Source organism: Pseudomonas sp. P4_C3 (genome assembly GCF_056402075.1).
This window is the reverse complement of sequence record NZ_JBFUIC010000119.1, coordinates 1-14,667: the sequence shown is the minus strand read 5'-3', so window position 1 is coordinate 14,667 and position 14,667 is coordinate 1. Positions and strand designations below refer to the sequence as shown.

Here is a 14,667-nt window from a genome sequence, read left to right as displayed (position 1 = left end):
ACACAGAACCCTGTGGGAGCGAGCTTGCTCGCGATAGCGGTGCATAAGCTTGCATCAACGTTGGATCAGCTGACGCCATCGCGAGCAAGCTCGCTCCCACAGGGTTCTGTGTTGTGGTTGCTAAATCGCCCACAAACAAAAACGCCCGGCATAAGCCGGGCGTCTTGTATTGACCTGATTAGCGAGCGCGGTAAGTGATGCGCCCTTTGCTCAAGTCATAGGGCGTCAGCTCGACGCGCACTTTGTCGCCGGTAAGAATACGGATGTAGTTCTTGCGCATCTTGCCGGAGATGTGCGCGGTTACGACGTGCCCATTTTCCAACTCCACACGAAACATGGTGTTGGGCAGGGTGTCGACGACAGTGCCTTCCATTTCGAAGCTGTCTTCTTTCGACATGCAGTAAAGCCCTCGGTGTCCAATGAATGGCCCGGTGCAACTGCGCCAGGCAAAAGCGGCGTGCATTGTGCCCGAAAAGTGGGGTTTAAGCCAAGGGGTTTAGGGTTGGCTCTAGTTTAGAACCACCCAGCGCTGATTAATCAGCAACTCAATGGGGCGATATTGAGTCTTGTAGTTCATCTTTTTGCAGTTTTTGATCCAGTAGCCGAGGTAGACCGCCTCCAGCCCCAGTCGGCTGGCCTCGGCGATTTGCCAGAGGATTGCGTAGCGCCCAAGGCTGCGACGCTCTTCGGCGGGCTCGTAGAAGGTGTAGACCGCCGAAAGACCGTTCGGCAGTAGATCGGTGACCGCGACGGCCAGCAGCCGGCCGTTCAGACGAAACTCATAAAAGCGTGAAAACGGCAGGTCCCGCACCAGGAATGTCGAAAACTGGTCGCGACTTGGCGGGTACATGTCGCCATCGGCGTGACGCTGTTCGATATAGCGCTGGTAAAGGTCGAAGTACTCTTCGTTGAAGCCGGGCTTGGCGGGACGCACCTGCAAATCCGCGTTGCGCTTGAAGATGCGTTTCTGTTGCCGGTTGGGCGTGAACTGTCCCACGGGAATACGCGCCGGAACGCACGCATTGCAATTCTGGCAATGCGGCCGATAGAGATGATCGCCACTGCGACGAAAACCCATCTCCGACAGGTCTGCATAGACATGCACATCCATGGGCTGACTAGGGTCGAGGAACAGGGTTGTGGCCTGCTCATCGGGCAGATAACTGCAAGAGTGCGGCTGAGTGGCATAGAACTTCAAACGCGCCAACTCGGTCATGATCAACCCTCGGGATAATGCTTTTGAATAAGTGTAAGCCACGCGCGCAAAAGTCGCTCAGCAAACCCAGGTGGCATGGTTGGGTTGGTCAAGGTGCCTGGCCAGATAATCGGCAAACTCGCGACGCGCAATCGCCCGGGCGCCCAGGCTATGCAGGTGGTCGGTGGGCATCTGGCAATCGATCAGTACAAAGCCCGAGTCTTTCAGATGCCGGACCAGCGTGGCAAAGCCGAATTTCGACGCGTTGTCAGCGAGGCTGAACATGGACTCGCCGAAAAACAACTGGCCCATTGCCAGGCCATACAGCCCGCCAACCAGTTCGTCCCCGTCCCATACTTCCACCGAGTGCGCGTGTCCACGCCTGTGCAACTCGATATAAGCGTCCTGCATGGCCTCGGTGATCCAGGTGCCATCGGCGTAATCCCGGGGGGCGGCACAGGCGCGGATGACGGCGGCGAAGTCCTGATCGAAGGTCACTTGATAGCGTTGCTGACGCAGCAGTTTGTTCAGGCTGCGCGAGACGTGCAATTCGTCGGGAAACAGAACCGTGCGCGGGTCCGGAGACCACCAGAGGATCGGCTGGCCTTCGGAAAACCAAGGGAAGCAGCCGTGGCGATAAGCCGAGATCAGCCGATCGGCGGACAGATCACCACCTGCAGCCAGAAGCCCGTTGGGGTCGCGCATGGCCTTTTCCAGCGGTGGGAAATGCAAGGTATTGCGTTGTAACCAGGTCAGCATGGCATCCGGACTYACAGAAGGGGAGGGCAGTGGCGGGTTTTGGCCCGCCATAAAGTTTGCCTTCAAACGGTTGGAATGTCGTCGAGGTATTTTTCGGCGTCCAGTGCCGCCATGCAACCGGCCCCGGCAGACGTAACGGCCTGGCGATAAACGTGGTCGGCCACGTCACCGGCGGCAAAAACCCCGGCAATCGCCGTAGCGGTGGCATCGCCTTCGCTGCCACCCTTGACCAGTAGATACCCGTCGCGCATTTCCAGTTGGCCCGTAAACAGGTCGGTATTGGGCTTATGGCCGATGGCGATAAACACCCCGGCCAGCGGCAGCTCTTTGGTTTCACCCGTTTGGCTGTCCCGCAGACGGGCGCCGGTCACGCCGCGGGCATCGCCGAGCACTTCGTCCAGGTTCTGGTTCCAGTGCAGGCGGACATTGCCGTTGGCGGCTTTTTCGAAGAGTTTGTCCTGGAGGATCTTCTCCGAGCGCAGCTTGTCGCGCCGATGCACCAGGTGCACTTCCTTGGCGATGTTCGACAGGTACAAGGCTTCCTCGACCGCCGTATTACCGCCGCCGACCACCGCAACCACCTGATTGCGATAGAAAAATCCGTCACAGGTCGCACACGCTGATACCCCTTTGCCGGCAAACGTTTCCTCCGACGGCAGGCCCAGGTATTGCGCGGAGGCGCCGGTGGCAATGATCAAGGCGTCGCAGGTGTAGGTGCCGCCATCGCCGATCAATTCGAACGGCCGTTGTTGCAACTTGGCGGTGTGGATGTGGTCGTAAACGATCTCGGTGGCAAAGCGTTCGGCGTGTTTTTGCATGCGGTCCATCAGGACTGGTCCGGTCAGGCCTTCGACGTCGCCTGGCCAGTTATCCACTTCGACGGTGGTGGTGAGCTGGCCACCTGCCTGTATGCCGGTAATGACAACGGGCTTGAGGTTGGCGCGGGCGGCATAAACGGCCGCGCTGTAACCCGCAGGGCCGGAGCCCAGGATAATCAGGCGTGAATGCTTCGCTTCGCTCATAAAAACACCTCATAAGCCTTTGTCACCAAAGAGAATGCATGCTCAAATTGAACAGCATGTCATGTGCTGTTGACTATGCTACACCCAAGGGTCTCAAGCATGGCGTCGTGCGTACAAACCCGTACAATGCCCTGCGTGTTACATATATTCAGTGCGCGCCGTGTTTATAAAAACCGGGGCGCAGTGTTAAAAGTAGTCCCGGTTACGCGTGTTAACTTTTTTACCTGCCTGGATTGGGTAGTTTTTCGGCAGTTTTTATAGACATTCACCAGATGGACGCGCCATTGGCGCAGGAAAAGAAGCGTTTTGAAGAAATCCACCGCAGCACCTAAACCAGCCGTCGTTCCGCTCTGGCGTCAGCACTTGCACTACCGACTCAAGGAAGGTGCGCTGATCGCCATCGGTGCCTTGTGCCTGTTCCTGATGATGGCCTTGTTGACCTATGGCAAGGATGATCCGGGCTGGAGTCATAACAGCAAGATCGACGACGTGCAGAACTTCGGCGGGCCAGCGGGCTCCTACAGCGCCGATATCCTGTTCATGGTGCTGGGTTACTTCGCCTACATCTTCCCGTTGCTGTTGGCCGTCAAGGCGTACCAGATCTTCCGCCAGCGTCACGAACCGTGGCAGTGGAGCGGTTGGCTGTTCTCCTGGCGCCTGATCGGCCTGGTGTTCCTGGTGCTGTCGGGCGCCGCTCTGGCCCATATCCATTTCCATGCCGCGACCGGTCTGCCGGCCGGTGCGGGCGGTGCGCTGGGCGAAAGCCTTGGCGACCTGGCCAGGAACGCCTTGAATATCCAGGGCAGCACACTGTTGTTCATTGCGTTGTTCCTGTTCGGCCTGACTGTGTTTACCGACCTGTCGTGGTTCAAGGTGATGGACATCACTGGCAAGATTACCCTCGACCTGTTCGAACTGTTCCAGGGTGCGGCCAATCGCTGGTGGGCGGCCCGTACCGAGCGCAAACGACTGGTTRCCCAGTTGCGTGAAGTCGACGACCGTATGGATGAAGTGGTCGCGCCGACCGTCACCGACAAGCGCGAGCAGGCGAAGGTCAAGGAGCGGCTGATCGAGCGTGAGCAAGCCCTGAGCAAACACATGTCCGAGYGCGAGAAACAGGTGCCGCCGGTGATTGCGCCCGCGCCGCCAAAGCCCGCCGCACCGAGCAAGCGCGTCGAGAAAGAGAAGCAGACGCCGTTGTTCGTCGACAGCGCCGTGGAAGGCACCTTGCCACCAATCTCGATTCTCGATCCCGCGGAAAAGAAACAGCTCAATTACTCGCCTGAATCCCTGGCGGCGGTCGGCCACCTGCTGGAAATCAAGCTCAAGGAATTCGGCGTTGAAGTCACGGTGGATTCGATTCACCCGGGTCCGGTGATCACCCGTTACGAAATCCAGCCGGCGGCCGGTGTCAAGGTCAGCCGCATCTCCAACCTGGCCAAAGACCTGGCCCGTTCCCTGGCCGTGACCAGCGTGCGCGTGGTGGAAGTGATTCCGGGCAAGACCACCGTCGGTATCGAGATTCCCAACGAAGACCGGCAGATCGTGCGTTTCTCCGAGGTGTTGTCGACCCCCGAATACGACAACTTCAAATCCCCGGTCACCCTGGCCCTGGGTCACGACATCGGCGGCAAGCCGGTCATCACCGACCTTGCGAAAATGCCGCACCTGCTGGTGGCCGGTACCACCGGTTCCGGTAAGTCGGTGGGGGTGAACGCGATGATCCTGTCGATCCTGTTCAAATCCGGCCCGGAAGACGCCAAGCTGATCATGATCGACCCGAAAATGTTGGAACTGTCGATCTATGAAGGCATTCCGCACCTGCTGTGCCCGGTGGTCACCGACATGAAGGACGCCGCCAACGCCCTGCGCTGGAGCGTTGCCGAGATGGAGCGACGCTACAAGCTGATGGCCAAGATGGGCGTGCGAAACCTGTCTGGCTTCAACGCCAAGGTCAAGGAAGCCCAGGACGCCGGCGAGCCGTTGAGCGATCCGCTGTACAAGCGCGAAAGCATTCACGACGAAGCGCCGCTCCTGCAAAAGCTGCCGACCATCGTGGTGGTGGTCGACGAATTCGCCGACATGATGATGATCGTCGGCAAAAAGGTTGAAGAACTGATCGCCCGTATCGCCCAGAAGGCGCGGGCGGCCGGTATCCACCTGATTCTTGCGACCCAGCGTCCGTCGGTAGACGTGATCACCGGTCTGATCAAGGCCAACATCCCGACCCGTATGGCGTTCCAGGTATCGAGCAAGATCGATTCGCGGACCATCATCGACCAGGGCGGTGCCGAACAACTGCTCGGTCACGGTGACATGCTCTACATGCCGCCGGGCACCAGCCTGCCGATTCGTGTTCACGGTGCTTTCGTGTCCGACGATGAGGTTCACCGCGTGGTGGAAGCCTGGAAACTGCGTGGCGCGCCGGAATACAACGACGACATTCTCAATGGCGTCGAAGAGGCGGGTAGCGGCTTCGAAGGCAGCAGCGGTGGCGGCGACGGTGACGATCCTGAGGCCGACGCGCTGTACGACGAAGCCGTGCAGTTCGTGCTGGAAAGCCGTCGTGCCTCCATTTCCGCGGTTCAGCGCAAGCTGAAGATCGGCTACAACCGCGCCGCGCGCATGATCGAAGCCATGGAAATGGCCGGGGTCGTGACGTCCATGAACACCAACGGTTCGCGTGAAGTCCTGGCCCCGGGCCCGGTGCGCGACTGACCCGAGCATGAAAGGGGTGGCGCCCATTGGCGTCGCCCGCACTCCCACGAATGTTATGAGGACTCCCATGCGTCTGATCCGCATGTTGTTGCTGCCGGTACTGGCTTTGACCACGCTCCAGGCTAACGCCGATGACAAGGACGTGGCGCGCCTGACCCAATTGCTGGAAAAATCCAAGACGCTGACGGCCAACTTTTCGCAGTTGACCCTCGACGGCAGCGGCACCCAGTTGCAGGAAACCACCGGCGACATGACGCTGCAGCGCCCGGGCCTGTTCTACTGGCACACTAATGCGCCGGCCGAGCAGACCATGGTATCCGACGGCAAGAAAGTCACTCTGTGGGATCCGGATCTGGAGCAGGCGACGATCAAGAAGCTGGACGAGCGTCTGACCCAGACCCCGGCTCTGCTGTTGTCCGGTGACGTGTCGAAGATCAGCCAGAGTTTCGACATCACCGCGAAAGAGGCGGGTGGCGTGATCGACTTCACCTTGAAGCCGAAAACCAAGGACACTCTGTTCGACAACCTGCGTCTGTCGTTCCGCAACGGTCTGCTCAACGACATGCAACTGATCGACAGCGTCGGCCAACGCACCAACATCCTGTTCACCGGGGTGAAGGCCAACGAAGCAGTGCCAGCGTCCAAGTTCAAGTTTGACATCCCCAAGGGTGCCGATGTAATTCAGGAATAAAGTGCAGAACCTCTGTAGGAGCGAGCTTGGTCCGGGCGGCGTTCCGACGATAAACCCGAGCACGCCGCGGGGTGTCAGGCTTACAGCGTTATCGTTGGCGACCATCGCGAGCGAGCTCGCTCCTACAGAATCGGCGCCAGACCCAGTGAGGTTTCATAGTTAGTGATGGACCTGTTTCGCAGCACCCCGATCGCCCAGCCCTTGGCCGCCCGCCTGCGCGCGGCCAATCTGGACGAGTACGTCGGTCAGGAACACGTGCTCGCTCGCGGCAAGCCCTTGCGCGAAGCGCTGGAGCAGGGTGCCCTGCATTCGATGATTTTCTGGGGGCCGCCGGGTGTGGGCAAAACCACCCTGGCGCGATTGCTCGCGGAAGTCTCGGATGCGCACTTCGAAACGGTCTCGGCGGTGCTGGCCGGGGTCAAGGAGATCCGTCAGGCGGTGGAAATCGCCAAACAGCAGGCCGGGCAATACGGCAAGCGCACCATCCTGTTCGTCGATGAAGTGCATCGCTTCAACAAGTCGCAGCAGGACGCGTTCCTGCCTTATGTCGAAGACGGCACGCTGATTTTCATCGGCGCAACCACCGAAAACCCCTCGTTCGAACTCAACAACGCCTTGCTGTCCCGGGCCCGCGTCTACGTGCTCAAAAGCCTCGACGAAGCGGCCCTGCGCAAGCTGGTGCACCGCGCATTGACCGAAGAGCGTGGCCTGGGCAAACGCAACTTGACCCTCAGCGATGAAGGGTTCCAGATGCTGCTGTCGGCCGCCGATGGGGATGGCCGGCGTTTGCTCAACTTGCTGGAAAACGCCTCGGACCTCGCCGAAGACAACGGCGAAATGGGTGTCGACCTGCTGCAAAGCCTGCTCGGCGATACCCGCCGGCGGTTCGACAAGGGCGGCGAAGCGTTCTACGACCAGATATCCGCGTTGCACAAGTCGGTGCGCGGTTCCAACCCCGACGGCGCGCTGTACTGGTTTGCGCGGATGATCGACGGCGGTTGCGACCCCTTGTACCTGGCCCGGCGCGTGGTGCGCATGGCCAGCGAAGACATCGGCAATGCCGACCCGCGCGCCCTGAGCCTGTGCCTGGCGGCCTGGGAAGTGCAGGAACGCCTCGGCAGCCCCGAAGGCGAACTGGCGGTGGCCCAGGCCATCACCTATCTGGCCTGCGCGCCAAAAAGCAACGCGGTGTACATGGGCTTCAAGACCGCACTGCGCGCCGCCGCCGAGCACGGCTCGCTGGAAGTGCCGCTGCACCTGCGCAACGCGCCGACCAAGCTTATGAAGCAATTGGGCTACGGCGATGAATATCGCTATGCCCACGATGAGCCGGACGCCTACGCCGCCGGAGAAGACTATTTCCCGGAGGAACTCGATCCGATCCCGTTCTATCAGCCCGTGCCCCGTGGCCTGGAATTGAAGATCGGCGAAAAGCTTAATCACCTGGCGAAACTCGACCGTTCAAGCCCCCGGCAGCGGAGAAAATAGTGTTTCCAGCGATCGTTGCGGTTTCCGTCGGCGGGATGGCCGGCACTCTGTTGCGTTTTGCCGCGGGCAATTGGATCAACGCGAATTGGCCACGGCACTTCTATACCGCGACGCTGGCCGTTAATATCGTGGGCTGTTTGCTGATCGGTGTTCTATACGGTCTGTTTTTGATACGCCCGGAGGTGTCTTTTGAAATTCGCGCCGGGTTGATCGTTGGCTTCCTCGGGGGGCTGACGACTTTTTCATCCTTTTCACTGGATACGGTGCGCCTGCTGGAAAGCGGGCAGGTGCCGCTGGCCCTGGGCTATGCGGCGCTCAGCGTATTCGGCGGGCTACTTGCCACCTGGGCCGGCCTGTCCTTGACCAAACTTTGATAAACGAGAAACCGACATGCTCGATTCCAAACTGTTACGTAGCCACCTTCAGGACGTAGCGGACCGCCTGGCATCCCGTGGCTATGCCCTGGACGTCGCGCGCATCGAAGCGCTGGAAGAACAGCGCAAGACCGTCCAGACCCGCACCGAAGCACTGCAGGCTGAACGTAACGCGCGCTCCAAATCCATCGGTCAGGCCAAGCAGCGCGGCGAAGACATCGCGCCGCTGATGGCGGACGTCGAGCGCATGGCGGGCGAATTGAGTACCGGTAAAGTCGAACTGGACGCGATCCAGACCGAGCTGGACTCGATCCTGCTGGGCATCCCCAACCTGCCGCACGAATCGGTACCGGTCGGCGAAGACGAAGACGGCAACGTCGAAGTGCGCCGCTGGGGAACCCCGACGGCCTTCGATTTCCCGGTTCAGGACCACGTGGCCCTGGGCGAGAAGTTCGGCTGGCTGGACTTCGAAACCGCTGCCAAACTGTCCGGCGCCCGTTTCGCCCTGCTGCGCGGCCCTATTGCCCGTCTGCACCGCGCCCTCGCGCAGTTCATGATCAACCTGCACGTCACCGAGCACGGCTACGAAGAGGCCTACACGCCTTATCTGGTCCAGGCCCCGGCGCTGCAAGGCACCGGCCAACTGCCGAAGTTCGAAGAAGACCTGTTCAAGATCGCGCGCGAAGGCGAAGCTGACCTGTACCTGATCCCGACCGCCGAAGTGTCGCTGACCAACATCGTCGCCGKCGAAATCGTCGATTCGAAACTGCTGCCGATCAAGTTCGTTGCCCACACCCCGTGCTTTCGCAGTGAAGCCGGCGCGTCGGGTCGCGATACMCGCGGYATGATSCGCCAGCAYCAGTTCGACAAGGTCGAGATGGTGCAGATCGTCGAGCCGGCGAAGTCGATGGAAGCGCTGGAAGGCTTGACCGCCAACGCCGAGAAAGTCCTGCAACTGCTGGAACTGCCTTACCGCACCTTGGCGTTGTGCACCGGCGACATGGGCTTCAGCGCGGTCAAGACCTACGACCYGGAAGTGTGGATCCCGAGCCAGGACAAATACCGCGAAATCTCGTCGTGCTCCAACTGCGGCGACTTCCAGGCCCGTCGCATGCAAGCGCGTTTCCGCAACCCGGAAACCGGCAAGCCGGAACTGGTGCACACCCTGAATGGCTCCGGTCTTGCTGTCGGCCGTACCCTGGTGGCGGTGCTCGAGAACTATCAGCAGGCCGACGGTTCGATCCGTGTGCCTGAAGTCCTCAAGCCGTACATGGGTGGCCTCGAGGTTATCGGCTAAATGAACTATCTGCCGCTGTTTCACAACCTTCGCGGCAGTCGTGTGTTGGTCGTCGGCGGGGGGGAGATTGCCTTGCGCAAATCCCGCCTGCTGGCCGATGCCGGTGCGCTGCTGCGGGTGGTTGCACCTGAAATCGAAGCACAACTGCGCGAGCTGGTTGCCGGCAGCGGTGGCGAGTGCCTGCTACGTGGCTACGCCGAAACGGACCTGGACGGATGCGGGCTGATCATTGCCGCCACCGACGACGAAACGCTGAACGCACAAGTTTCCGCCGATGCCCATCGGCGTTGCGTGCCGGTCAACGTGGTGGACGCGCCAGCCCTGTGCAGCGTGATCTTCCCGGCGATCGTCGACCGTTCTCCGTTGATCATTGCAGTGTCCAGCGGCGGCGATGCGCCGGTGCTGGCACGTTTGATCCGCGCCAAGATCGAAACCTGGATTCCTTCCACCTACGGTCACCTGGCCGGTTTGGCGGCGCGATTCCGTCATCAGGTCAAAGGCCTGTTTCCGGATGTGCAGCAGCGTCGGGCGTTCTGGGAAGATGTTTTCCAGGGGCCGATTGCCGATCGGCAACTGGCCGGGCAGGGCGGTGAAGCCGAGCGGTTGCTCCAGGCGAAAATCGATGGCGAAGCGCCAGTGGCGACCGGTGAGGTCTATCTGGTGGGCGCAGGGCCAGGTGACCCCGACCTGCTGACGTTCAAGGCATTGCGTCTGATGCAGCAAGCCGATGTGGTGCTGTACGACCGTTTGGTGGCACCGGCAATTCTCGAACTGTGCCGTCGCGACGCCGAACGGGTTTACGTCGGCAAGCGCCGAGCCGATCACGCGGTGCCGCAGGATCAGATCAACCAGCAATTGGTGGACCTGGCCAAGCAAGGCAAGCGTGTGGTGCGATTGAAGGGCGGCGATCCGTTCATCTTCGGTCGTGGTGGTGAAGAGATCGAAGAACTGGCGGCCCAAGGCATCCCGTTCCAGGTCGTGCCGGGGATCACGGCGGCCAGTGGTTGCGCGGCTTATGCCGGGATTCCGCTGACTCACCGCGATTATGCGCAGTCGGTGCGATTCATCACCGGCCACCTCAAGGACGGTTCCAGCGATTTGCCATGGGCCGATCTGGTCGCGCCGGCGCAAACCCTGGTGTTCTACATGGGCCTGGTGGGCTTGCCGATCATCTGCGAGCAGTTGATCAAACATGGTCGCGCCGCCGATACCCCGGCGGCACTGATCCAGCAGGGCACCACGGTCAATCAGCGCGTCTTCACCGGCACCCTGGCCGATTTGCCACGACTGGTGGCGGAGCATGAAGTACATGCGCCGACATTGGTGATCGTGGGTGAAGTGGTGCAACTGCGCGAGAAACTGGCGTGGTTTGAAGGGGCTCAGGGACAGGTCTAGGCACCGAGTCGCTCCCATCGCGAGCAGGCTCACTCCTACATCGGATTTGCGGCGTTCAAAAATCCCCTGTAGGAGYGAGCCTGCTCGCGATGAGGCCCTAAAAGACAATAAAATTTTTAGATCAAACTCAGGCCTTGCGCCAAACCCCTTTCCCGCTAAACCGCTCCCGATCATGGGCCGCGGTGAAGTCCTGTGCCGGCCCTTTCGGCACCACACCCGTCGGGTTGATGGTGCGGTGGCTGGCGTAGTAGTGGTTCTTGATATGGGTGAAGTCCACCGTCTCGGCAATCCCCGGCCACTGGTAAATTTCCCGCAGCCAGTTCGACAGGTTCGGATAATCGGCAATCCGCCGCAGGTTGCACTTGAAGTGCCCGTAGTACACCGCATCGAAGCGAATCAGCGTGGTGAACAGGCGGATGTCCGCTTCGGTCAGGTATTCGCCAGCCAGGTAACGGTTGGCACCCAGCAGCAGCTCCAGCCGATCCAGCTCGGCAAACACATCATCGAAGGCTTCTTCATAAGCCTGTTGCGAGGTGGCAAACCCGGCGCGGTACACGCCATTGTTCACCGCCGGATAAATCCGCTCGTTCAGCGCATCGATCTCTCCGCGCAGCGGCGCCGGGTAGAAGTCCAGGTCGTTACCGGTCAGATCGTCGAAGGCGCCATTGAACATGCGGATGATTTCCGATGATTCATTGTTGACGATGCGATTCTGTTGTTTGTCCCACAGCACCGGTACGGTGACGCGGCCGGTGTAGTCGGCGGTGTCGGCGGTGTAGCGCTGGTGCATGAAGTCGAAGCGATCGAGCTTGTCGCCGGTCGAACCCAGGTGCTGGTCGAAGGTCCAGCCGTTTTCCAGCATCAACCAACTGACCACCGAAACGTCGATCAGGTTTTCGAGGCCTTTGAGTTTGCGCAGGATCAGCGTGCGATGGGCCCACGGACAGGCCAGGGACACGTACAGGTGATAGCGCCCAGGCTCGGCCGCAAAACCGCCGACGCCGGTCGGTCCGGGCTTGCCGTCAGCGGTCAACCAGTTGCGTCGCTGCGCCTGTTCACGCTGGAACGCGCCGTCCTTGCTGCTTTCGTACCATTTGTCCTGCCAGCGGCCATCAACTAACAAACCCATGTTCGAGACTCCCGAAACCCATAATCGATGGAGTTGAGTCTATTCCGATGAGTTCGAACAAAAAGCGCAAAGATCGGGCGCGAATGATCGATTAAATTGATTTGTCCCGCGCAGCCCAGTATTTTTCAGCGGTTTCGAAGGCCTGGTCGCGGGTCTGTCCGAGGCCACGCAGGGCCAGGGCCATGGTCGAGATCAGGGCCATTTGCGGGTAGCTGTCGACCACATCGCCACGCCAGACTGCTTTCAAATGTTCAGGTTCAAGCGAAGCAGGTTTGACGTGACGTTGCGCCGACAACTGCGGCCATTCCTCGTCCCAGCTAACGCCGCCGGTGGTGCCGTACAGGTGACTGTCGGCGTCYGGGTTGATCTCGATTTCGCCGCCATCGCCCTTGATCACGATGGCGGTGTCACCCAGCAGGCCGCTGGCATCGCGATGCACCGCCTGATAACCCGGGTGGAAAATGCTTTGCAGACCGCAACGGGCGCCCAGCGGATTGAGAATCCGCGCCAGGGAGTGGATCGGCGAGCGCAGGCCCAGGGTGTTGCGCAGGTCGATCATCCGTTGCAACTGTGGCGCCCAGTCCATCAAAGGCATGAACGCCAGGCCGCCGTTGTCCAGTGCCGAGCCGACTTGCTGCCAGTTGCGGCACAGCGGGATGTTCAATTCGCCCAGCAGTTGCTCGCTGTACAGCCGACYGGCCGTGTGGGCGCCGCCGCCGTGCATGAAAATCCGCACGCCGTTTTGTGCCAGGCACTTGGCTGCCAACAGATACCACGGCAAGTGCCGCTTCTTGCCGGCGTAGGTCGGCCAGTCCAGATCCACCGCCAGTGCCGGAGGATTCAGGCGTTCGCGCAAGGCTTCGGTGAAGCCTGCCATCTCCTCGAAGCTTTCTTCCTTGTGCCGCAACAGCATCAGGAATGCGCCGAGTTGGGTTTCCTCGATCTTTTCATCGAGCACCATGCCCATGGCCTCGCGGGCCTCGACCCGGGTCAGGTCACGGGCGCCGCGTTTGCCTTTGCCAAGGATCCGCACGAATTGGGCGAACGGATGCTCGGCGGGTGTTTCGAGGGTCAGTGCTGGGTAATCAGTCATAAGCAATTCGTCGGTTTGGGCAGGCCCGCCAGTTTCGCGGCGAGTTTGGCGGGAGTGCCTTTGAACAGTCGGTTCAGGTGCAGGCTGTTGCCTTTTTCCGGGCCGAGTTTCAGGGCGGTGTACTTGATCAGCGGACGGGTGGCCGGTGACAGCTGGAATTCGGTGTAGAAACTGCGCAGCAGCTCGAGGACTTCCCAGTGTTCGGGCGTCAACTCGATGTCTTCGGCAGCCGCCAGGGCACTGGCCACGTCGGCGGACCAGTCACTCAGTTCGACCAGGAAACCATCCTTGTCCAGCTCGATGGCGCGGGCGCCGACCGTCAATGCATTCATAGCCAACTGTTGACCTTGTCGTAGTGAATCGACAGTTCGACGAAGGCCGGGTAATCGATGGCCTTGGCCCATTCTGGAACCGCAAGCGCACGGGCCTGGGCATCTTCAGCCAGGACGAACAGCTTCAGGCCGCGTGCGCTGAGCACCGTGAAGGGCGCGGTGCCTGGCTGCAACGCATAGGCGGCATCACCGGACAACAGCAACCCGTCGTTGGCGCCGATTACGCGCAGGCAACTGGTCAGGCGTTCGTCGCCGAACGGGGAATGAGACAACACATGCAAAGTCGACATCAGAGGGTGATCACCTGGTCGTAACGGTCAATGAGGGCGGTGATTTCAGGGGCGGCCAACACTTGGGCTTCTTCCAGCGACAGGCCGCTGGGGTCCAGGCCGCGCTGGGTGATGCTGTCGCCGCAGGCGAACAGTTCCTCGACACCGAACATCGGCAGGGCTTGCAGATTGGCGCTCAGGTCTTTCAGTTGCAAGGCCTTGGCGTCCTGACTGGCGACGAGCTGGAACACGCCGTCATCGAGAAACAACAGGCCGATCGGCAGGTCGAAGGCGCCCCCGGCCAGCACGATATCCAGCGCTTCGCGCGCGCCAGGGCCGGACCATGGCGACTGGCGGCTGATGATCAACAAGGATTTGGCCATGTCATGCGCCTCCGAAACAGATCAGGCGGTCGGCATCCTGCGCGGCGTCATGCAATTGGCCGAGGCCCGACAATTCCCACGGCGCACCGACGGCAACAGCCTCGCGCTGATAGCGTCTGGCTTCTTCATCGTTCAACACGCCACGACGCAGCGCGGCGGCGATGCACACCACACCATCGAGTTGATGGTCGCTGACAAAGGTGCGCCATTGCCTGGGCAAGTCCAGTTCATCCTGGGGCGTGACCACGCTGGCAGACGCGTTGTAGACGCCGTCCTGGTAGAAAAACAGCCGGACAATCTCATGCCCGCCGGCCAGCGCCGCTTGGGCGAACAGCAAGGCGCGGCGCGAGGAGGGCGCATGGGCGGCGGAAAACACGGCGATGGCGAATTTCATGACGGACTCGATCAGCGAAACTGCGGCCATGATAAAGCTTTATCGGCGGGGCGGCGAAGGGCTTTGCCGCGAAGGTAGCCTGCCATATACACGCAAGCCCTCTGTAGGAGCTGCCGCAGGCTGCGATC

At 60.7% G+C, this 14,667-nt stretch carries 16 protein-coding genes; 6 read left to right on the top strand and 10 right to left on the bottom strand.

Going from position 1 to position 14,667, the window contains the following annotated elements; genetic code table 11:
- Positions 1–178: 178 nt before the first annotated feature.
- The 4 genes from infA to trxB form a co-directional block, all read right to left on the bottom strand.
- Positions 179–397, bottom strand: coding sequence for a translation initiation factor IF-1 (gene infA / locus AC1DVH_RS18525; RefSeq protein WP_002553999.1), 219 nt, complete (start codon positions 395–397; stop codon positions 179–181).
- A gap of 111 nt (positions 398–508) precedes the next feature.
- Entirely contained in the window at positions 509–1,216 is a 708-nt protein-coding gene (locus tag AC1DVH_RS18520; RefSeq protein WP_111287927.1) for an arginyltransferase, read from the bottom strand.
- Between the two features lie 57 nt (positions 1,217–1,273).
- Positions 1,274–1,954, bottom strand: a complete 681-nt coding sequence (aat, locus tag AC1DVH_RS18515; protein WP_108217862.1) for a leucyl/phenylalanyl-tRNA--protein transferase — start codon at positions 1,952–1,954, stop codon at positions 1,274–1,276.
- A 62-nt stretch (positions 1,955–2,016) separates the two neighbouring features.
- Complete coding sequence (gene trxB / locus AC1DVH_RS18510) at positions 2,017–2,976, bottom strand: thioredoxin-disulfide reductase (RefSeq protein WP_477755029.1); 960 nt, start codon at positions 2,974–2,976, stop codon at positions 2,017–2,019.
- A gap of 306 nt (positions 2,977–3,282) precedes the next feature.
- On the opposite strand from trxB, the gene AC1DVH_RS18505 reads away from it, so the two are divergent.
- The 6 genes from AC1DVH_RS18505 to cysG all read left to right on the top strand — a co-directional run bounded on the left by AC1DVH_RS18505 (position 3,283) and on the right by cysG (position 10,939).
- Positions 3,283–5,694 carry a DNA translocase FtsK gene (locus AC1DVH_RS18505; RefSeq protein ID WP_477755028.1) on the top strand — a complete coding sequence of 804 codons (2,412 nt, stop codon included), beginning with the start codon at positions 3,283–3,285 and terminating at the stop codon, positions 5,692–5,694.
- A gap of 67 nt (positions 5,695–5,761) precedes the next feature.
- Positions 5,762–6,385 carry an outer membrane lipoprotein periplasmic chaperone LolA gene (gene lolA, locus AC1DVH_RS18500; RefSeq protein WP_477755027.1) on the top strand — a complete coding sequence of 208 codons (624 nt, stop codon included), beginning with the start codon at positions 5,762–5,764 and terminating at the stop codon, positions 6,383–6,385.
- Between the two features lie 165 nt (positions 6,386–6,550).
- A complete protein-coding gene (locus AC1DVH_RS18495) occupies positions 6,551–7,873 on the top strand; it encodes a replication-associated recombination protein A (RefSeq protein ID WP_477755026.1) in 1,323 nt (440 codons plus the stop codon).
- Positions 7,873–8,247: a fluoride efflux transporter CrcB gene (crcB, locus tag AC1DVH_RS18490; protein ID WP_477755025.1), complete on the top strand. Its 375-nt coding sequence runs from the start codon at positions 7,873–7,875 to the stop codon at positions 8,245–8,247. The genes AC1DVH_RS18495 and crcB overlap by 1 nt, the downstream gene beginning before the upstream one ends.
- Positions 8,248–8,263: 16 nt before the next feature.
- Entirely contained in the window at positions 8,264–9,544 is a 1,281-nt protein-coding gene (gene serS / locus AC1DVH_RS18485) for a serine--tRNA ligase (protein ID WP_477755024.1), read from the top strand.
- Positions 9,545–10,939 (top strand): siroheme synthase CysG, encoded by a 1,395-nt coding sequence (cysG, locus tag AC1DVH_RS18480; RefSeq protein WP_477755023.1) that lies wholly within the window; start codon positions 9,545–9,547, stop codon positions 10,937–10,939.
- A gap of 127 nt (positions 10,940–11,066) precedes the next feature.
- On the opposite strand, the gene AC1DVH_RS18475 is transcribed toward cysG, so the two are convergent.
- The 6 genes from AC1DVH_RS18475 to tusD form a co-directional block, all read right to left on the bottom strand.
- Positions 11,067–12,068 carry a glutathione S-transferase family protein gene (locus AC1DVH_RS18475; protein WP_477755022.1) on the bottom strand — a complete coding sequence of 334 codons (1,002 nt, stop codon included), beginning with the start codon at positions 12,066–12,068 and terminating at the stop codon, positions 11,067–11,069.
- Between the two features lie 91 nt (positions 12,069–12,159).
- Positions 12,160–13,161: a glycosyl transferase family protein gene (locus AC1DVH_RS18470; RefSeq protein ID WP_477755021.1), complete on the bottom strand. Its 1,002-nt coding sequence runs from the start codon at positions 13,159–13,161 to the stop codon at positions 12,160–12,162.
- Positions 13,158–13,493, bottom strand: coding sequence for a TusE/DsrC/DsvC family sulfur relay protein (locus tag AC1DVH_RS18465; RefSeq protein ID WP_477755020.1), 336 nt, complete (start codon positions 13,491–13,493; stop codon positions 13,158–13,160). The genes AC1DVH_RS18470 and AC1DVH_RS18465 overlap by 4 nt, the downstream gene beginning before the upstream one ends.
- Positions 13,490–13,783 carry a sulfurtransferase complex subunit TusB gene (tusB, locus tag AC1DVH_RS18460; protein ID WP_477755019.1) on the bottom strand — a complete coding sequence of 98 codons (294 nt, stop codon included), beginning with the start codon at positions 13,781–13,783 and terminating at the stop codon, positions 13,490–13,492. Before tusB ends, AC1DVH_RS18465 begins: the two co-directional genes overlap by 4 nt.
- Entirely contained in the window at positions 13,783–14,145 is a 363-nt protein-coding gene (gene tusC / locus AC1DVH_RS18455; RefSeq protein ID WP_477755018.1) for a sulfurtransferase complex subunit TusC, read from the bottom strand. Before tusC ends, tusB begins: the two co-directional genes overlap by 1 nt.
- Position 14,146: 1 nt before the next feature.
- Complete coding sequence (gene tusD, locus AC1DVH_RS18450; RefSeq protein ID WP_477755017.1) at positions 14,147–14,539, bottom strand: sulfurtransferase complex subunit TusD; 393 nt, start codon at positions 14,537–14,539, stop codon at positions 14,147–14,149.
- Positions 14,540–14,667 lie beyond the last annotated feature (128 nt).

Coding starts and splice junctions, on each gene's coding strand:
- infA (WP_002553999.1), bottom strand. CDS start 397: ATGTCGAAAGAAGACAGCTTCGAAATGGAAGGCACTGTCGTCGACACC.
- AC1DVH_RS18520 (WP_111287927.1), bottom strand. CDS start 1,216: ATGACCGAGTTGGCGCGTTTGAAGTTCTATGCCACTCAGCCGCACTCT.
- aat (WP_108217862.1), bottom strand. CDS start 1,954: ATGCTGACCTGGTTACAACGCAATACCTTGCATTTCCCACCGCTGGAA.
- trxB (WP_477755029.1), bottom strand. CDS start 2,976: ATGAGCGAAGCGAAGCATTCACGCCTGATTATCCTGGGCTCCGGCCCT.
- lolA (WP_477755027.1), top strand. CDS start 5,762: ATGCGTCTGATCCGCATGTTGTTGCTGCCGGTACTGGCTTTGACCACG.
- AC1DVH_RS18495 (WP_477755026.1), top strand. CDS start 6,551: ATGGACCTGTTTCGCAGCACCCCGATCGCCCAGCCCTTGGCCGCCCGC.
- cysG (WP_477755023.1), top strand. CDS start 9,545: ATGAACTATCTGCCGCTGTTTCACAACCTTCGCGGCAGTCGTGTGTTG.
- AC1DVH_RS18475 (WP_477755022.1), bottom strand. CDS start 12,068: ATGGGTTTGTTAGTTGATGGCCGCTGGCAGGACAAATGGTACGAAAGC.
- AC1DVH_RS18465 (WP_477755020.1), bottom strand. CDS start 13,493: ATGAATGCATTGACGGTCGGCGCCCGCGCCATCGAGCTGGACAAGGAT.
- tusB (WP_477755019.1), bottom strand. CDS start 13,783: ATGTCGACTTTGCATGTGTTGTCTCATTCCCCGTTCGGCGACGAACGC.
- tusC (WP_477755018.1), bottom strand. CDS start 14,145: ATGGCCAAATCCTTGTTGATCATCAGCCGCCAGTCGCCATGGTCCGGC.
- tusD (WP_477755017.1), bottom strand. CDS start 14,539: ATGAAATTCGCCATCGCCGTGTTTTCCGCCGCCCATGCGCCCTCCTCG.